The sequence below is a fragment of the Vibrio neptunius genome (assembly GCA_019339365.1).
Lineage (GTDB): Bacteria > Pseudomonadota > Gammaproteobacteria > Enterobacterales > Vibrionaceae > Vibrio > Vibrio neptunius.
The window spans coordinates 13,565-31,190 of the sequence record CP079859.1 but is presented as its reverse complement, the minus strand read 5'-3'; the positions used below and the strand labels follow the sequence as shown (position 1 = coordinate 31,190).

The 17,626-nt window shown below is 46.1% G+C and carries 10 protein-coding genes and 5 pseudogenes; 4 read left to right on the top strand and 11 right to left on the bottom strand.

What is annotated here, in order from left to right; translation table 11 throughout:
- Positions 1-69: 69 nt before the first annotated feature.
- Positions 70-870: a hypothetical protein gene (locus KW548_00125; GenBank protein QXX06620.1), complete on the top strand. Its 801-nt coding sequence runs from the start codon at positions 70-72 to the stop codon at positions 868-870.
- A gap of 6 nt (positions 871-876) precedes the next feature.
- On the opposite strand, the gene KW548_00120 is transcribed toward KW548_00125, so the two are convergent.
- From KW548_00120 to argR, 5 genes and pseudogenes are all read right to left on the bottom strand, one after another.
- The gene (locus KW548_00120; GenBank protein QXX06619.1) at positions 877-1,269 is read right to left on the bottom strand and encodes a DUF2061 domain-containing protein; all 393 of its coding nucleotides are present in this window, start codon (positions 1,267-1,269) and stop codon (positions 877-879) included.
- 144 nt (positions 1,270-1,413) lie between these two features.
- Positions 1,414-1,852 (bottom strand): annotated as a pseudogene (locus KW548_00115) (universal stress protein).
- 133 nt (positions 1,853-1,985) lie between these two features.
- Complete coding sequence (locus KW548_00110) at positions 1,986-4,565, bottom strand: TRAP transporter permease (GenBank protein ID QXX06618.1); 2,580 nt, start codon at positions 4,563-4,565, stop codon at positions 1,986-1,988.
- 228 nt (positions 4,566-4,793) lie between these two features.
- Positions 4,794-5,762, bottom strand: coding sequence for a TAXI family TRAP transporter solute-binding subunit (locus KW548_00105; protein QXX06617.1), 969 nt, complete (start codon positions 5,760-5,762; stop codon positions 4,794-4,796).
- A gap of 334 nt (positions 5,763-6,096) precedes the next feature.
- Positions 6,097-6,567: a transcriptional regulator ArgR gene (gene argR, locus KW548_00100; protein ID QXX06616.1), complete on the bottom strand. Its 471-nt coding sequence runs from the start codon at positions 6,565-6,567 to the stop codon at positions 6,097-6,099.
- 331 nt (positions 6,568-6,898) lie between these two features.
- Between argR and mdh the strand changes: the two genes are divergently transcribed.
- Together mdh and KW548_00090 are read left to right on the top strand one after the other, a co-directional pair.
- A complete protein-coding gene (mdh, locus tag KW548_00095; GenBank protein QXX06615.1) occupies positions 6,899-7,831 on the top strand; it encodes a malate dehydrogenase in 933 nt (310 codons plus the stop codon).
- Between the two features lie 99 nt (positions 7,832-7,930).
- Positions 7,931-8,122: a hypothetical protein gene (locus KW548_00090; protein ID QXX06614.1), complete on the top strand. Its 192-nt coding sequence runs from the start codon at positions 7,931-7,933 to the stop codon at positions 8,120-8,122.
- A 55-nt stretch (positions 8,123-8,177) separates the two neighbouring features.
- On the opposite strand, the gene KW548_00085 is transcribed toward KW548_00090, so the two are convergent.
- The 5 genes and pseudogenes from KW548_00085 to KW548_00065 all read right to left on the bottom strand — a co-directional run bounded on the left by KW548_00085 (position 8,178) and on the right by KW548_00065 (position 12,847).
- Positions 8,178-8,567, bottom strand: coding sequence for a RidA family protein (locus KW548_00085; protein ID QXX06613.1), 390 nt, complete (start codon positions 8,565-8,567; stop codon positions 8,178-8,180).
- A gap of 125 nt (positions 8,568-8,692) precedes the next feature.
- Positions 8,693-9,154, bottom strand: a complete 462-nt coding sequence (gene pyrI, locus KW548_00080) for an aspartate carbamoyltransferase regulatory subunit (GenBank protein QXX06612.1) — start codon at positions 9,152-9,154, stop codon at positions 8,693-8,695.
- A 14-nt stretch (positions 9,155-9,168) separates the two neighbouring features.
- The gene (pyrB, locus tag KW548_00075; GenBank protein QXX06611.1) at positions 9,169-10,098 is read right to left on the bottom strand and encodes an aspartate carbamoyltransferase; all 930 of its coding nucleotides are present in this window, start codon (positions 10,096-10,098) and stop codon (positions 9,169-9,171) included.
- Between the two features lie 247 nt (positions 10,099-10,345).
- Positions 10,346-11,350 (bottom strand): annotated as a pseudogene (locus tag KW548_00070) (ornithine carbamoyltransferase).
- 119 nt (positions 11,351-11,469) lie between these two features.
- Positions 11,470-12,847, bottom strand: a pseudogene (locus tag KW548_00065) (PhoH family protein).
- Positions 12,848-13,320: 473 nt separating this feature from the next.
- Between KW548_00065 and rapA the strand changes: the two are divergent.
- Positions 13,321-16,229: pseudogene (rapA, locus tag KW548_00060) on the top strand (RNA polymerase-associated protein RapA).
- Between the two features lie 63 nt (positions 16,230-16,292).
- On the opposite strand, the pseudogene KW548_00055 reads toward rapA, so the two are convergent.
- Positions 16,293-17,566 (bottom strand): annotated as a pseudogene (locus KW548_00055) (divalent metal cation transporter).
- Positions 17,567-17,626 lie beyond the last annotated feature (60 nt).

Here is a 17,626-nt window from a genome sequence, read left to right as displayed (position 1 = left end):
GTATCTTTCATTCAGACGATTCTTTATAATCACCCGAACTTGATCTAGCGCAATTTTAATAAGGGAAACATGCAGCTATCACTCGCAGGCTTATGGCAGATCTCTCCGCTTACTGACCTTTCTGTTCCTCAGGATGACATTACTTTTCCTGCAGCATTAAGCGAGCGGTTACCTGATACGTTGTGCGAACAAGATATCGCTGAGCAAGAGTGGCACTTGATGCACGATATTGAAGTTGATGAAGCGATGCTGGCGTTTCCAGCCGTTGACTTGGTGCTTGGTGGTGTAGATTACCATGCTGAAGTGCGACTCAATGGTATAGCGCTGTTTGATTGTGATGGCTCACAGGCGGAATACAAAAAGGACATTCGTCCTTACATGCAACTCGGTCGAAATCGCTTTGAGATCTTGTTTCTCGAAGAGGAAGAAGAACTTTTGTTCGAAGAAGACAGGTTGGATATGTGTCCTTTAGGTGATCAACCTAACCAAAGGTTTGATTCACGAGTGGGTATCTGGAAAGAGCCTTACCTGCAGTTTATCCGCCATGTACGATTAGAGCATGTTGTGACTGAGCAGATCTGGCACCACGGCGGTGGTTGTGAGTTTTTGGTCGATCTTCATTACAGCACCTACACACCGGGGCTGATTTCTGCTGCAGTTAAATTCAATGGAATGACCTATCACCTGCCTATTGATGTACGAAATGATCATGCGAGCGCTTTGTTTCAAGTCGAAGCGCCGATCTATTTCGATGCTAGCCAGCCAGCTCTCAATGATCTATATCAGCTAGAAGTGATGTTGGATGGCCAAACGCAGAAATTTAATATCGGACTGAGTAAAGATCTCTGCGTGACCCATTTCCCTGTGTAGTGGTTTTCAAACGTGAGCCGTTTGCTGTGAAAATAGCGGGCTTTGTTTGCGCTGCCATACTCGCTCATGGAAATAATAGGCGAGAGTATTAATACTTGGTTCAATCGCGGCCATAACGCCACCGACTAACCAGCTCCCTGTCAAAAGATAAGCAACACTAAACGCCACACTAAAGTGCACAACAGCAAAGCTGGTGGTTTTCAGCGCTGTAGCGTTCTCACGTTTTTTCAACTGGGGTGAGGCTTGCCAAACTCGTTCATGAAAATAAAACGCAACGGTGTTCACCATAGGCTCGATCATGGCAATCAGACTACCAATCAAGATATCTCCCGTTAATAGATACGCGACCGTGAAAGCGATTGAGAAGTGAATAACTGCAAAGGTTAATGTCTTTTTCATGATGTGATCCAGTCTTTGGTGTTGATAGGATCATTATTGATAATTATTATCATTAGTTAAATTCGATTGAACCTATAATATCAATCGTTAGTAACTATTAAAAAAGGCACTCAATTGAGCGCCTTTTGTCTTTATTCAATCCACTTAGCCTTGCGGTTTTACCACCAAGACATTGATGGGTGAGTTCTGAACCACTTTACTGGCGACAGAACCCAATACCACTTTATCCAGTTTAGAACGCTTATGGCTTGGCATCACAATCAGGTCGGCACCGAGCTTTTCCGCATAGTCGAGAATAGTCGCGTACGCTTTGCCTTCGGCTACGTGCACTTTGTAGACGACTTCTTCAGGAATGTGCTGGACAGCGAACTGTTTCAGCTGATTCTCAACGTCGGTTTTCATTTTCGCTGCGGCATCTTTTTGGAAAGTAGGTCGCAACCATAGACATGTGAATACCTGGTAATACGTTCAGAAGATGAACTTGAGCATTGGAATGCTTGGCGTGCCAGACAGCCAGCTCAAGTGCTTTATCAGAAAAGCCTTTGTCGTTCAGATCGACAGGAACAAGAATTTGCTTATACATCGATAGCTCTCTATTCAGTCTCAACCATGGAAATGGCTGAGATATGCATCCTTAGTTGATACCAAATCCACCGAATTTAAGTGGATTAGCTAATTGTAGCCTCACTTCCTTCTATGGAGCGAGGCTAACTAAGTTACGCGCTCAATTCATCCTTACGAGCTCGTCTTCTCTGGTTCATACCTAGACCGATGAGCAGTAGCAGTGCAGGAACGAAGACCCACTCTTTCATTGGTCGATCTGCATCCACTACAACCGAGCGAATCTCCCAGTCGAAATCAACACCAGCTGCTTCTGCTGGGCTGCCGAATTCGACCATATCGACCAACATACGGCCATTGCTGCTATTCAGCATCAGACCCATAGATGAGATACGATCTTCAGCGGACTTTGCGCTGTCCTCGAATGGCAGTCGGACGGTCTTCGAGATGAAATCGCCTTCAAGGTTCTCACCCGCAACAAGAAGCTCAATCTCTTGACCAACGGGTAGCTGTTCAGTGATCTGCGCGATCTCTGTACCTGGGTGAAGTACTTTGGCTGGGTAAATTTGATCCCACCAGAAACCAGGGCGGAAGAAAGTAAACGTCAGAGCCAATAGCAGAACTGTTTCCCACCACTTGTTCTTAGTAAACCACCAGCCTTGTGTTGCTGCAGAGAATATCAGCATTGCAATGACGGAAGATATGATCGTGAGCAACAAATGCCACCAACTCTCAATTCCCATTAAAAGAAGTTGTGTGTTGAAGATGAACATGAAAGGTAAGATGGCGGTACGAATATCGTAAGTAAAGCCCTGAATACCGGTCCTGATTGGATCCGACTTGGCTATCGCCGCAGCGGCAAAGGCTGCTAAACCAACCGGAGGTGTATCGTCGGCCAGAATACCAAAGTAGAACACAAACAAGTGAACGGCGATCAGAGGGATGATTAAGCCGCTTTGTGCACCCAGCGTCACGATAACAGGAGCCATTAGTGTAGAAACTACGATGTAGTTTGCTGTCGTTGGTAGGCCCATCCCCAAGATCAGACTGATCACAGCGGTGAACAGAAGCATCAGGATAATGTTACCGCCCGAGATAAACTCGACGAAGTCCGTCATCACCAAACCAATACCGGTGAGAGTTACCACACCAACAACTGTGCCCGCAGCCGCAGTCGCAACACCAATACCGATCATGTTACGAGCACCAGAAACTAGACTCTCAAGTAAGTCAATAAAGCCTTCTTTGGTTTGTTCCGCAATCGCTCCTTGCTTAGAAAGTACGGCCATGAGAGGACGTTGAGTAATCAGGATAAAGATCATGAATACCGTTGCCCAGAACGCAGACAAACCAGGAGAGAAACGCTCTACCGTTAAACACCATACCAGTACCACGATTGGCAGCAGGTAGTGCAAGCCCGATTTAATCGTTGGACCTGGATCTGGCACTTCAGTCAGTTCGGCATCAATCTCAATCGCGCCTTCTTTGGCATATTTAGCCGAGATATTGACCAAACCAACGTAAGATAGAAGGAGCGCAATGGTGACGATTGGTGTAGCGGCATCACCGAAGACGTCTTTCGTCCAACCGATACCGTAGTAGACCGCGGCACTGATGACACACAAGCCGAGAATGGTGCCAGTGAATGACAGTAAGCTCGCGATTAGTGTCGGATTGTGACGACGAGGAAGACCAGTCATGCCCGCTTTACAGGCTTCAAGGTGGACAATGTAAATTAGCGCGATGTAAGAAATCAGAGCAGGCAGGATTGCCGCCTTGATGACTTCGACGTAAGAAATTCCTACGTATTCAACCATAAGGAATGCAGCTGCGCCCATGATTGGTGGCGTTAACTGACCATTGGTTGAAGCGGCAACTTCTACTGCGCCTGCTTTTGTTCCTGGGAAACCGACACGTTTCATTAGTGGGATTGTGAAAGTACCAGTGGTCACAACGTTGGCGATTGAAGAGCCTGAAACCAGACCAGATAAACCTGATGCGACTACTGCTGCTTTAGCTGGTCCACCTCTCATATGTCCCAGCAAAGAGAAAGCGACTTTAATGAAATAAGCACCTGCACCAGCGCGTTCCAGCATTGCCCCGAACAGTACAAACAAGAATACGAATGATGTGGACACACCCAGAGCAACGCCAAATACACCTTCGGTTGTTAACCATAGATGAGACATTGCTTTGTTCAGACTGGCGCCTTTGTGAGCAATCACATCGGGCATGTACGGACCACCAAAGGTATACAGTAAGAACACGGCTGCAACGACCATCAGTGGTGGACCTAGTGCACGACGTGTTGCTTCTAGCAGTAATATCATGCCCGTTACAGCAGCAACAATATCTAATGTTGTTGGAGCACCTGATCGGCCAGCCAGCTCGGTGTAGAAAATATAGATATAAGCAGCGGAGAAACTGCCGGCTAATGCCAGTAGCCAATCCAGAGCAGGGATATGATCGCGAGGAGAAGTTTTCAGAGCGGGGTAAGCGGTAAACGCTAGGAACACGGCAAACATCAAATGTATCGAACGTGCTTCAGTGTCGTTGAGTACGCCAAAATTAAATATGAACGGCAGAGGGGATGCGTACCAAAGTTGGAAGAGTGACCAACACAGTGGCACAAACCATAAGATGCGTCCTGGGATACCCATAGGGGCACGTGCACCTGTATCGGCTTGAGCTACCATTTCTTGCACATCTTGAGACGGAGATGTTGTCTTCGACATGTACTTAATCCTTATTATAAATGGCCTGTCTTTTTATGATTGTCAGAACCTGATTTGCATCTTTCAGTCTAGTGAAAAGATCAAACATTGCTCATTAGTAAGTTTGTGATAGATACAAATAAAGAGGAGTTTCAAAAATGTGAAACTCCAAATAATACGATATTGCTCAATACCTTAGAGCTTGATACATCAAGGAGGTAGTGACCTCCTTGATGAACAAAAGAGAGGTTACTTAAGTAGGCCTACTTCTTTGTAGTATTTCTCAGCACCTGGGTGTAGAGGGATAGAAAGACCAGCTTTGACCATGTCTTCTTTCTTAAGGTTTGCAAACGCAGGGTGCAGACGCTTAAAGGTATCAAAATTTTCGAATACAGATTTTGCCACGTTGTAAGCAACATCGTCTGAAACATCAGTCGTTGTCACCATAGTCGCGGCAACACCGAAGCTGTTTACGTCTTTATCTGTACCACGGTACATACCCGCTGGGATTGTACTGAATGCGTAATATGGATTGTCAGCGACGATCTTGTCGATTTGCGGGCCAGTTGCAGAAATTAGCTTCGCATCACATGAAGTGGTTGCTTCTTTGATTGATCCATTTGGATGGCCAACAACATAAACGAACGCGTCGATTTTGTTATCACACAGAGCTTGTGAACGCTCAGAACCTTTTAGTTCAGAAGCAAGCTTGAAGCTGTCGTTAGTCCAGCCCATGGCTTCCATTACCACACCCATAGTCGCACGGTCACCAGAACCTGGGTTACCGATGTTTACGCGCTTGCCTTTCAGGTCAGATACGTTTTCTATACCAGAATCAGCACGAGCGATGATGTTGAATGGTTCTGTGTGTAGTGAGAACACTGCACGTAGCTTTTTGTACGGGCCTTGTTCAGCAAACTTACTTGTCCCGTTGTATCCGTGGTACTGCCAATCAGACTGAACGATACCAAAGTCCAGCTCTCCAGCACGAATAGTGTTGACGTTGTGAATCGAACCACCAGTCGACTCCACAGAACAACGAATATTGTGATCTTTACGGCCTTTATTAACCAGTTTACAAATCGCGCCACCAGTCGGGTAGTAAACGCCCGTTACAGAACCTGTACCAATCGTAATGAATTCTTGAGCGTTAACCGCGCCAGCACCCACTACAGCAGCTGCAATAGCACCAACTTTGATAAGTTTGTTCAATGCCATGAATTTCCCTTCCTTTATCCATTATTAACCCAGAGCAAGTGTAGTCACTATGGGAGTTTCCTATTATGGAAACGGCATCTTTTTCAATCCGTATGTTGAAAAAGTGGCAGAATAATACCAAATAATCGGCACATAATTACACAATTGTTAAAAAATATAGCGATTTTGGCTGCATATTGAACGAAAAATTAACCTAAATTAGCAGGTTAAACCATCGTTGAATCAATGGTTTAGAATAATACGTATTTGGATGAAGAGATTTGTCGAAGATGTGATTTGAGTCACAAGGAGAGTGACCTCAAGTGACTCAACAACAGGGAGTGATATCTGAAACTTATCCAGTATATTCAAATAGTTCACAGACTGAATTGAACAATTGTTCCGTCGTTATATTTAGGGTCGGAGTAATGAAAATGGTGTCATCTCCAGCGACGACACCGAGTATGCCTTCTGATTTACCCAGTGAATCGAGTAAACGAGCAATTAACTGAGCGGCGCCTGGTCCAGTATGAATCACGACTAGGGCATTGTTGTGGTCAATATCTAGAACCAACTCACGCAGCGAGCTCGATACTGTCGGCACACCTAACTCCGCTGGCAGACAGTAAACCATTTCCATCTTGGCATTGCGGGTACGAACAGCACCAAACTTGGTCAACATACGGGAAACTTTGGACTGGTTAATGTTTTCGAAGCCTTCATTTTTCAGAGCCTCGACAATATCCCCTTGGGAGCCAAATCGTTCCTCTTTGAGCAATGCTTTAAATGCACGGACGAGGTTATCTTGTTTTTCTGAATGACGCATGGTTCTCTTTCAGCCGTTGTTTTTATAAAAATCAAGTGAATATTCTCGCATAGCTATGCATATTGTGCCAATGCGATCCCTAAATCTGTCTAACATGTCACTGTAAACAGGGGAGAGGTATTGCAACTTTATTATTGCTTAACCCTTTGTCAATAAAGGTAAATATGAGGATAATAAACACTTGTATGTAGTATGTTGTTACTGTGTTGCGCAAGGTCGCAAAGCTGACGTTAATTGATTGTAATCAGTATGTGATTGCTATAGCTTTGGACAGCGTTGATTTCAAATCACCCCAAGACTTATAAAGAGATCCATCTCAAGGAGAACTACGATGAAAGTAGCCGTTATTGGTGCCGCTGGAGGCATCGGTCAAGCCCTAGCCCTTTTACTTAAAAACCGCCTTCCTGCAGGTTCAGATTTAGCACTTTACGACATCGCTCCGGTTACTCCGGGTGTTGCTGCTGATCTAAGCCACATCCCAACGCCTGTATCAATCAAAGGTTATGCGGGCGAAGATCCAACGCCAGCACTTGAAGGTGCGGATGTTGTTCTTATTTCAGCGGGTGTTGCACGTAAGCCTGGTATGGATCGTGCGGACCTATTTAACGTCAACGCTGGTATCGTTAAGTCTCTTGCAGAGAAAATCGCTCACGTTTGTCCTAAAGCGATGATCGGTATCATCACTAACCCAGTCAACACGACCGTGCCAATCGCGGCAGAAGTTCTTAAGAAAGCGGGCGTTTACGATAAGCGTCGCCTGTTTGGTGTAACAACTCTGGATGTTATCCGTTCTGAAACTTTCGTTGCGGATCTAAAAGATAAAGATCCAGGTGAAGTGCGTGTTCCTGTTATCGGTGGTCACTCTGGTGTAACGATTCTTCCTCTGCTTTCTCAGGTTGAAGGTGTTGAGTTCACTGCAGAAGAAGTCGCTGCATTGACTAAGCGTATCCAGAATGCGGGTACTGAAGTCGTAGAGGCAAAAGCGGGTGGCGGCAGCGCAACGCTGTCTATGGGTCAGGCGGCGTGCAGATTCGGTCTTGCTTTAGTGAAAGCACTTCAAGGTGAAGACGTAGTTGAGTACGCTTACGTAGAAGGTGATGGTGAGCATGCGCCGTTCTTCGCACAACCAGTGAAGCTGGGTAAAGATGGCGTTGAAGAGATCCTGAGCTATGGTGAACTGAGTACATTCGAAAAATCCGCACTTGATGGCATGTTAGAAACACTGAACGGCGACATCCAAACGGGTGTGGATTTCGTTAAGTAAGCCATAAATTAATATTATAAAAAGTCGACTTTTGAGTCGGCTTTTTTGATCCTTTTATCTCTCAGGTTGTAAATAGGTAAACAACAAGGGGAGATGGATATGGATATTACTGAAATCGAAAAAGGTATGCTGGTGGAATGTAAACAGGGCGTTGGAAGAGTCTTGGCCGTTGATAAGAAGAACCATGCGATTCTTATTGAGGCGCGTGATTCTCATCAGCAGTTTGCTGCTGACATCAGCGAATTAATGGATGATCCACAACTGCATATAGGTTGTGACAAATATTATTGATTTTCTAGCGTAAAAAAAGCGAGCATTAAGCTCGCTTTTTTATGGTATTCGAAAATTACTTACGAACAGCAATCGCTTCAATTTCGATACCTACATCTTTAGGTAGACGAGCCACTTCTACACATGAACGAGCAGGGTAGTTTGACACATTATGCTCATCGAAGAATTGACCATACACTTCGTTAACTGTGCCAAAGTCATTGAGGTCTTTGACGAAAACCGTCATTTTAACGATGTCAGTAACAGACAAGCCAGATGCTTCAACCACCGCTTTTACGTTATCCAGAGACTGACGAGCTTGCTCAGAGATGTCTGCTGATACTTCACCTGTTGCAGGGTTTACCGGGATCTGACCTGAGGTCAGTACCATGTTACCTAGGTCTACACCTTGTACATATGGGCCAATAGCAGCAGGAGCGGATTCTGTATGAAGTACTTTAGTCATATTATGTTCCATCTGTTGGGGTTAACGTAATTAAGGGAAATCAGTGTGCCGTGAAAGCTCGGCGGCGTAAAGAAAAATCCCTGCTAGCAGAGAGCAGGGATAGATAATTTATGATTAATAGATGATTAACGCTCAGTGACGATTTCTCGTGAGAAGACTTTTTCACAATACTTACATTTTAATCGAACGTTATCTTTCTTCTCGAATACTTTAAAGCTAGTTTCTACAGGTTCATCGTGGGTAATGCAGTTACTGTTTGGGCATTCAAAGACGTTGTTGATCTGTTCTGGTAAATCGAGAGCCAGCTTCTTCACAACCTCGTAGTTTTCGATTTGGTTAACTGTGGCATGTGGTGCGTACAAGGCAAGTTTGCTTGCCTGCTCTTCAGTGATAAAGACATTTTCAATCTTAAGCAGGTCTTTATGGCCGAGGGCCGAAGACGGCAAATTGAGGCCAACAGTGACGCGCTGCTCTGACTTATCCATTGAAAATAGTTTGAGAACTTTAATACCAATCTGAGCTGGGATGTGGTCAATAACGGTGCCGTTTTTGATTGCTTCAACCTGCAATTGAGTTTCTTTAGCCATGATGATTCTCCCGATTACAGTGATTGGTTTAAAACAAGGGCAAGTAGGGCCTCACGCGCATAGACGCCATTTTCAGCCTGTTCAAAGTAATAGGCGTGTGGCGTTTTATCGACGTCAACCGTGATTTCATCCACACGAGGCAGTGGGTGGAGCACTTTTAGGTTGTCGCGCGCACCTTCTAGCAGGGCTGCAGTGAGGATGTAGGCAGATTTGATGTGCGCGTATTCCGACTCATCAAAGCGTTCTTTCTGAACACGGGTCATATACAACACGTCCAGCTCAGGGATGACAGTTTCCATGTCCGTATGCATGCTGTATTCAATGCCAGCTTCATCCAACTCTTCACAAATATAATCTGGCATCGCCAGTGCCTCTGGAGCGATGAAGTAGAAGCGAACATTGTTAAACTTTGCTAGGGCCTGTGTCAGAGAGTGAACAGTACGGCCATATTTCAGGTCACCAACAAAGGCAACGTTGAGGTTATCAAGACGGCCTTGTGTTTCGGCAATTGAGAACAGATCGAGCAGAGTTTGTGTGGGGTGTTGGTTCGCTCCGTCACCCGCGTTGATGACCGGTACACCACTGGAGAATTCAGAAGCTAATCGTGCAGCGCCTTCCTGTGGATGACGCATAACAAATGCATCGACATAAGAAGAGATAACCTGAACTGAGTCAGATAAGGTTTCTCCTTTTTTGGCTAGCGAAGTGTTACCGCCATTATCAAAACCAATCACGCTGCCACCGACACGTTGGATAGCGGTTTCAAAAGACAGACGAGTACGGGTAGAGGGTTCAAAGAAGCAGCTGGCAATCACCTTATTCTTGATAAGCTCAGGATTAGGCTCTGCTTTGAGTTGACCTGCGGTTTTGACAATCAGTTCCAGCTCTTCACGAGAAAGCTCAGGAATTGAGATAATGTGCTTGTTATAAAGCGTGTTCGTCATAATCATCGTCCCATCTGCAATTTAGGCAATAAAAAAGCCTCCCAATAGGGAGGCTTTAAAAATCGGTGGAAATAGTAAAAAGACCAGCCAGTAAGCGTTTTGGCTTACCTAATGTAAATCGTTTTGTAGAACACGTTTTACGTGGCATTTGGTCACTACCTCCAGACAAATTGCCGAGCATTATACGCTGAAGATTTGTTAACGCAAGCGATTACATCGAAGCTTTACTGTGCAATTTTTGTTGGTGTTATGAACCGAGTGTTGCGACCATCACAGCTTTAATCGTATGCATACGGTTCTCTGCTTCATCAAACACAATCGAGTGGTCAGACTCGAACACTTCTTCAGTCACTTCTAGACCATTCATTCCGTATTTGTCGGCTACTTCCTTACCTATGGTGGTTTCATCATTATGAAATGCCGGTAAGCAATGCATGAACTTGACTTGCGGGTTACCGGTTTTATCTAGGGTTTCCATATTCACTTGATAAGGCTTCATTTGAGTAACTCGCTCATCCCAAGCTTCTGGAGCTTCGCCCATCGAAACCCACACGTCAGTATACAGGAAGTCGCAATCTTTAACCCCTTGATCAACGCTTTCAGTCAGCGTGATTTTTGCCCCTGTTTGTAGAGCAATCAGTTGGCAGTTTGCCACCAGTTCCTTTTCTGGCCAGAAAGCTTTAGGGGCGACAAGACGAATATCCATGCCCATTTTGGCAGCCCCCACCAATAGAGAGTTACCCATGTTGTTGCGTGCATCGCCTAAATAAGCAAACTTGATTTCATGGAGCAGCTTACCGCGACCGTGTTCAATCATGGTGAGAAAATCGGCCAATATTTGAGTGGGGTGAAATTCGTTGGTCAAACCGTTCCAAACAGGTACACCAGCGTATTGCCCCAGCTCTTCTACGACTTCTTGGCCGAACCCTCGGTATTCAATCCCGTCATACATTCTGCCTAATACACGCGCGGTGTCCTTCATCGACTCTTTGTGACCGATCTGTGAACCGGATGGGCCGATGTAAGAAACTTGTGCGCCTTGATCGAAAGCGGCTACTTCAAATGCGCATCGGGTGCGAGTAGAGGCTTTTCAAAGATCAGGGCGATGTTTTTACCAACGAGCTTTTTTCTGTTCTGTGCCCGCGTATTTTGCCTTCTTAAGATCCGCAGATGAATCGAGTAAAAACTGAATCTCTTTTGGGGTGAAATCGAGAAGCTTAAGGAAATTTCGGTTACGTAGATTGAAAGCCATGCTTCAGTCCTTCATTGCTCATTATTTTAATAGGACTAGTTAAACATAGTTAAGTGCTGTTTGTGAATAATTATTTCAATAAAATGGCGGGATGTAAATAATATCCCGCTTTTTTTTGATTATAAATTCTCTTCTGCAAACTCAGCTAGACGGCTGCGAACGACGCCATTTAGGTGGACATTAGCGCTGCCTTCGAAGTTCTTGAAGCGCTCCACCATGTAAGTCAATCCTGAGGTAACAGGGGGTGAGGTAGTGGGAGTCAATCTGCGCCAGGTTACCCGAGCAGACTATCTTAGTGCCTTCACCACAGCGAGTAATGATGGTTTTGATTTGCGAAGCGGTCAGGTTCTGACACTCATCCAGTAAGACAAACGCGTTTTGGATTGAGCGGCCACGCATAAAGTTTATCGACTTAAACTGTATATTGGCTTTGTCACAGATGTACTTCAATGAGCCTTCAGTACAGTGGTCGTGCTTATGTAGCGCTTCCAGTGTGTCCGTTACCGCCGCTAACCAAGGCAGCATTTTTTCCTCCTCACTGCCAGGCAAGAAGCCAATCGATTCGCCGATATCTGGCGTATTACGTGTGACGATGATCTTGTCAAACATACCGTGTTCAATGGTTTGCTCTAAAGCGGACGCCATAGCAAGTAGCGTTTTACCACTGCCCGCAGCCCCCGTTAGAATCACCAAATCAATATCAGGATCGAGTAAGGCATCTAACGCCATGCCTTGATAAATGTTCTTCGGCGTGATGTCCCACGCTCGACGATGCATCATACGCTCGCGGCTGAGATCTTTCAGTGTTACCTTGTCAGGGGTGATGTCTTCCACTCGCCCTGCGAAATCACTCTCTTCATCAATCACATACTGATTAATGTAAGTTGGTTCAAAAGGCTCTCGATCTAGGGTATGGAACGTGTGACCACCAAGGTTCTTACTCTCGACCTCATCAATATTGCTCCAGAAGTCACCTTCGATTTGTTGGAAGCCTTTAGTTAGGTACTGAACGTCATCAATTAATTGATCAGTACGATAGTCTTCAACGAAGCGAACGCCTGCCCCTTTGGCGCGTAAGCGCATATTGATGTCTTTGGTGATCAGAACCACTTCACGTGGTGCTCGTTTGTTCTGCAGATAAAGTACCGCATTAAGAATGCGATTATCGCCGGCTTTGTCTGCAAATGCCTTAACAGTCTCTTGCAGTTCAAAATCGGCGAGAATAGAGATATGGCCGGTATTTTCCTTATCTCGATTGATGGGAATGCCTTCAGAGATTTCATCTGGTGTGGCGTCTTTGAACATAGCTTCCATGGCGCGGATGGCCACTCGCGCATCGCGGGCAACGTCGCGTTTGCTGTCTTTGATTCGGTCGAGCTCCTCGAGGACGGTCATTGGAATGACCACGTCGTGTTCTTGAAAGGAATAGATGGCTAAAGGTTCATGAAGAAGGATGTTGGTGTCTAGGACAAAAAGTTTCCGATCCGTGTCACCCATAAGCGTCTCCTTGCCGTGATGCGGCTTGTTTGCCATTCACAATCGCTTGTGATGATGGCCTACCTGCGGTTGTTTGCAGCATGTCGCTAAGTCGCTCAGAGATCGCTGTCGGTTAGCTGATATGCTACAAACCCGTATTGATCGTCATCCGAAACAATGCATCTCTCGTGCCAGTCAAAACATTGACACCATCGTCTGCATTCTCACCTGTGAGTATAAGTCAGATTTCCAACTCTCTTTTTTAGATTTGCCACTCTTTTCTTACACTTTGATGTCATGCAAAAGATAGAGAAAAATTTGTTGGTTTTTGAGGTGTTTGTGCGTGACCAATATCACAGCTTCGAGTAATATGAGCGACCTTTTTGGCGTGACTGCTGACCATTTACTTCCCCGTCAGTTGCCTTTCAAGTCACGCAAGAACAACTAAGATAAATAGACCCATTTTTGAATTAAACAGATGAGGTAGTCGATTCATGACATTTGCTTTGGGCCAGCGCTGGATCAGCGATACAGAAAGCGATTTAGGTTTAGGGACTGTAGTAGCACTGGATGCTCGCACTGTGACACTTATGTTTGCAGCTTCAGAAGAGAACCGAGTGTACGCTCGTAATGATGCGCCTGTTACCCGAGTAACCTTTAACGCTGGTGATGTCGTTGACAGTCAGCAAGGTTGGTCACTTAAGATTGAGCAAGTGGTCGAGGACCAAGGTCTGTTTGCCTACATCGGCACCCGTGAAGACAGCGGAGAGCAAGAGGTGATGCTGCGCGAAATCATGCTCAGCAATCAAATTCGTTTTAACAAACCTCAAGATAAATTGTTCGCGGGTCAAATTGACCGAATGGACAATTTTGTGCTCCGTTATCGTGCATTGATGAACCAATATGAGCAGCATAAAAGCCCGATGCGTGGTCTGTGTGGCATGCGTGCGGGTCTGATCCGCATCAGCTATACATTGCTCATGAAGTCGGTCGTCGTCATGCGCCTCGCGTTTTATTAGCCGATGAAGTGGGCCTAGGTAAAACCATTGAAGCTGGGATGATCATCCACCAGCAGGTGCTGGCTGGCCGAGCGGAACGTATCCTGATTGTGGTACCGGAAACGTTGCAGCATCAATGGTTAGTGGAAATGATGCGCCGCTTCAATCTGCACTTCTCTATTTTTGATGAAGAGCGCTGTATTGAGGCGTTTGCCGATTCAGATAACCCGTTTGATACTCAGCAGTATGTACTGTGTTCACTGGATTTCTTACGCAAGAGCCGCAAGCGTTTTGAGCAAGCGCTCGAAGGTGAGTGGGACTTACTGGTTGTTGATGAAGCTCACCACTTAGAATGGAGTCAAGAAAAACCAAGTCGTGAGTATCAGGTGGTTGAAGGGCTGGCAGAGCGTACCCCAGGCGTACTCCTTTTGACCGCAACCCCAGAACAGCTAGGACGTGAAAGTCACTTTGCCCGTCTGCGTTTGCTCGATTCAGACCGCTTCTATGACTACCAAGCGTTTGTTGAGGAAGAAGAGCAATACGCGCCAGTAGCGGATTCAGTGAGTGCGCTTTTCTCCGGCCAACAGCTCGAGAATGACGCTAAAAATCAGATTACTGAATTGTTGTCTGAGCAGGATGTTGAGCCTTTATTCCGCATTATTGAAAGCGATAGCGAAGAAGAAGCTAAAGCCGCAGCTCGTCAGGAGCTGATCGACAACTTGATGGACCGCCATGGTACCGGACGCGTGCTGTTCCGTAACACTCGTGCAGCGATTAAAGGCTTCCCGGTGCGCAACGTGAACCTACTGCCAATGCCGATACCTCAACAGTACACAACGTCTATGCGCGTATCGGGCATGATTGGTGGCAAAATCAGCCCAGAAGCACGTGCGCTGAAAAATCTGTACCCAGAAGAAATCTTCCAAGAGTTTGAAGGTGATGATGCTAGCTGGTGGCAGTTTGATTCACGTGTCAATTGGCTGATTGAGAAGATCAAACAAAAGCGCAGTGACAAGATCTTGGTTATTGCTTCTCGTGCTAGCACAGCGCTACAGCTAGAGCAGGCGCTGCGTGAGCGTGAAGGTATCCGTGCCACCGTGTTCCACGAAGGTATGTCGATTCTGGAACGCGATAAAGCGGCCGCTTACTTTGCGCAGGAAGAGGGTGGCGCTCAGGTCCTTATCTGTAGTGAAATTGGCTCAGAAGGTCGTAATTTCCAGTTTGCAAACCAACTGGTGATGTTCGATTTGCCGTTCAACCCCGACTTACTTGAGCAGCGTATTGGTCGTCTGGACCGTATTGGGCAGAGTCGTGATATTGATATTCACGTTCCTTATCTGGAGCAGACTTCACAGGCGATTCTGGCGCGTTGGTTCGATGAAGGTCTAAATGCGTTTGCTGAAACTTGCCCGACAGGTCGCGCGGTGTATGACAAGTTCTCTGATCGTTTGATTGAAATGCTCGCTTCAGGTGACGTTACCGAACTCGATGATGTGATCAGCGAGTCTGCTGCGATGAATAAAGAGCTTAAATCTCAACTTGAGCAAGGGCGTGACCGTTTACTGGAAATGCATTCCAATGGTGGTGAAAAAGCGCAGCAGATAGTCGATAAGATTGCGGCTACCGATGGTGATACCAATCTAGTGACGTTTGCGTTGAGTCTGTTTGATACCATTGGCCTTAATCAGGATGATAAAGGGGAGAATGCCTTGGTGGTGACGCCATCTGAACACATGATGGTGCCAAGTTATCCTGGTCTGCCTTATGAAGGTGCGACGATCACCTTTGATCGTGAAACGGCGTTGTCTCGTGAAGACATGAACTTCATCAGTTGGGAGCACCCTATGATTCAGGGTGGTATCGACTTATTGATGAGTGAAGGCGTTGGTGCAACGGCAGTATCTTTACTAAAGAACAAAGCGTTACCAGTAGGCACCATGCTGCTTGAATTGGTATATAAAGTTGATGCTCAGGCGCCAAAGCGCAGTGGTATCAGCCGTTTCCTGCCGACAACACCAATCCGCTTGATGTTGGATGGCAAAGGCAGTGACTTATCTCAGCAGGTTGAGTTTGAAAGTTTTAACCGCCAGCTTAGCCCGGTAGGCCGTCATATGGCGACCAAACTGGTGTCGTCAGTTCAGGCTCAGGTTCATCAGATGATCACCGCAGGTGAAGCGTTGATTGTCGAAAAAGTCGAAGCCGTACGTGCAGAAGCGCAACAAGAAATGCAGGCGAGCTTGAATGCAGAGCTGGAACGACTGCAAGCATTGAAAGCGGTTAACCCAAACATCCGTGATGAAGAACTGGCGGCGATTGAAGCGCAAATTAAAGAGCTGAGTGGCTACATTGCTCAAGCTCAATATCAACTTGATTCTCTGCGTATGATCGTTGTATCTCACAACTGATTTACGTCACTTGCAGTAAAAGGCCTTCATTTGAAGGCGCTTTTTTGTTGGTCGCTATTTTGACTACATCAGCCACTTCCACCAGACAAATACCGCCAAGAAACCAAACAGGTAGACAAGGCCAGTGATAGAAAGCCATTTCAGTTTATTGCTGAGCGCCAAAGGTTCTGGTAGCTGAGATTTTGAAACCAGAATATAGTTAAGTAGCGCGAAAAACGGTGTGGTCATAAAGGCCAGAATCATCGCAAAATCAAGCATTGGTAGAAGTGCTGTCGCCCAGAATACGATAATCGACAGTGCCGCTGCGGAGATAAGTAACATCCAACCTTGAGTCACTTTATGCTTCATCTCTTTTTGCTTACGCAGTAGTCGTTGAGATTCTGAAATCACTCGAGCGTAGCCGTCAATCACCGTAATCGTACTGCCAAAAATGCAGAAGAACGCAACGGCTGCAATCAGGTAACGCGACCACTCTCCAATGGTTGATGCGTAGAGCCCAACCAACTGATGTGAAAAGCCTACACCCGATTGAGATAGTTCAATATTGCTGCCGTGTAAGACCAAAGTACCCAGCGCAAGGAAGACAATCGCCAGAATAGCGGTACCGATGTAGCCCACATTGAAATCAAACAAAGCAGAACGAGCCGTTACCTTTTGGTGGTGTTGCTGACTTTTAAGCCACATTGAAGTCAGGCTGGAAATTTCAATCGGTGCTGGCATCCAACCCATGGTTACTACAATAAAACCGATAGCGGCAATGGACCAAGGTGAGGGCGCTTCAAAAGCGGGAGCCGCTTCGACAGGGGTTACCTGCGGCAATAGCGACCGCAGTCAATGTTGCGATGGTCAGTACCGCCATAATGATTTTGGATAAGGCGTCGAGGGCTTTGTAGTGACCTGCAAACAGAATCGTTAAACAGGTGGCTAAGACGATTAAGCACAAGCTCGTAGTCGAGAGCTCGAAAGGAATAAAGTAACCCAACAAGCTAGCACTGAAGAGGAGTAAGGCGGCTGTGTTAACGACGCCAGAAACGACGCTGAGTGCGACAAACAGCCATAGGTAAGGTCGGCCTAGCTTGGCGTAGCCTTCGACCAGACTTTCTCCTGTTCCCATGGTGTACTGTATGCTGGCACGGAAAAATGGGTATTTAAAAAAAGTTAACTAACAAAATGAGTGCGGCTAGCTGCCAACCGTAAATTGCACCGGCTTTGGTTGAAGCCACCAGATGTGATCCTCCCACCGCAGCGGCAGCCATCGTGATCCCTGGGCCTGGCGAACGGATGAGTTGTGACAGAGAGCATTTGGGTTTGCTTTCTGAAGCGGAGATCGTTTCCATTTGGGTTCCTTGATGTTTTTGTCGTTATTGATTATTTCTTGTCAACTTTAAGTATGAATA

Coding starts and splice junctions, on each gene's coding strand:
- pyrI (QXX06612.1), bottom strand. CDS start 9,154: ATGGCTAAAGAAACTCAATTGCAGGTTGAAGCAATCAAAAACGGCACC.
- argR (QXX06616.1), bottom strand. CDS start 6,567: ATGCGTCATTCAGAAAAACAAGATAACCTCGTCCGTGCATTTAAAGCA.
- mdh (QXX06615.1), top strand. CDS start 6,899: ATGAAAGTAGCCGTTATTGGTGCCGCTGGAGGCATCGGTCAAGCCCTA.
- KW548_00105 (QXX06617.1), bottom strand. CDS start 5,762: ATGGCATTGAACAAACTTATCAAAGTTGGTGCTATTGCAGCTGCTGTA.
- KW548_00120 (QXX06619.1), bottom strand. CDS start 1,269: ATGAAAAAGACATTAACCTTTGCAGTTATTCACTTCTCAATCGCTTTC.
- KW548_00125 (QXX06620.1), top strand. CDS start 70: ATGCAGCTATCACTCGCAGGCTTATGGCAGATCTCTCCGCTTACTGAC.
- KW548_00085 (QXX06613.1), bottom strand. CDS start 8,567: ATGACTAAAGTACTTCATACAGAATCCGCTCCTGCTGCTATTGGCCCA.
- pyrB (QXX06611.1), bottom strand. CDS start 10,098: ATGACGAACACGCTTTATAACAAGCACATTATCTCAATTCCTGAGCTT.
- KW548_00090 (QXX06614.1), top strand. CDS start 7,931: ATGGATATTACTGAAATCGAAAAAGGTATGCTGGTGGAATGTAAACAG.
- KW548_00110 (QXX06618.1), bottom strand. CDS start 4,565: ATGTCGAAGACAACATCTCCGTCTCAAGATGTGCAAGAAATGGTAGCT.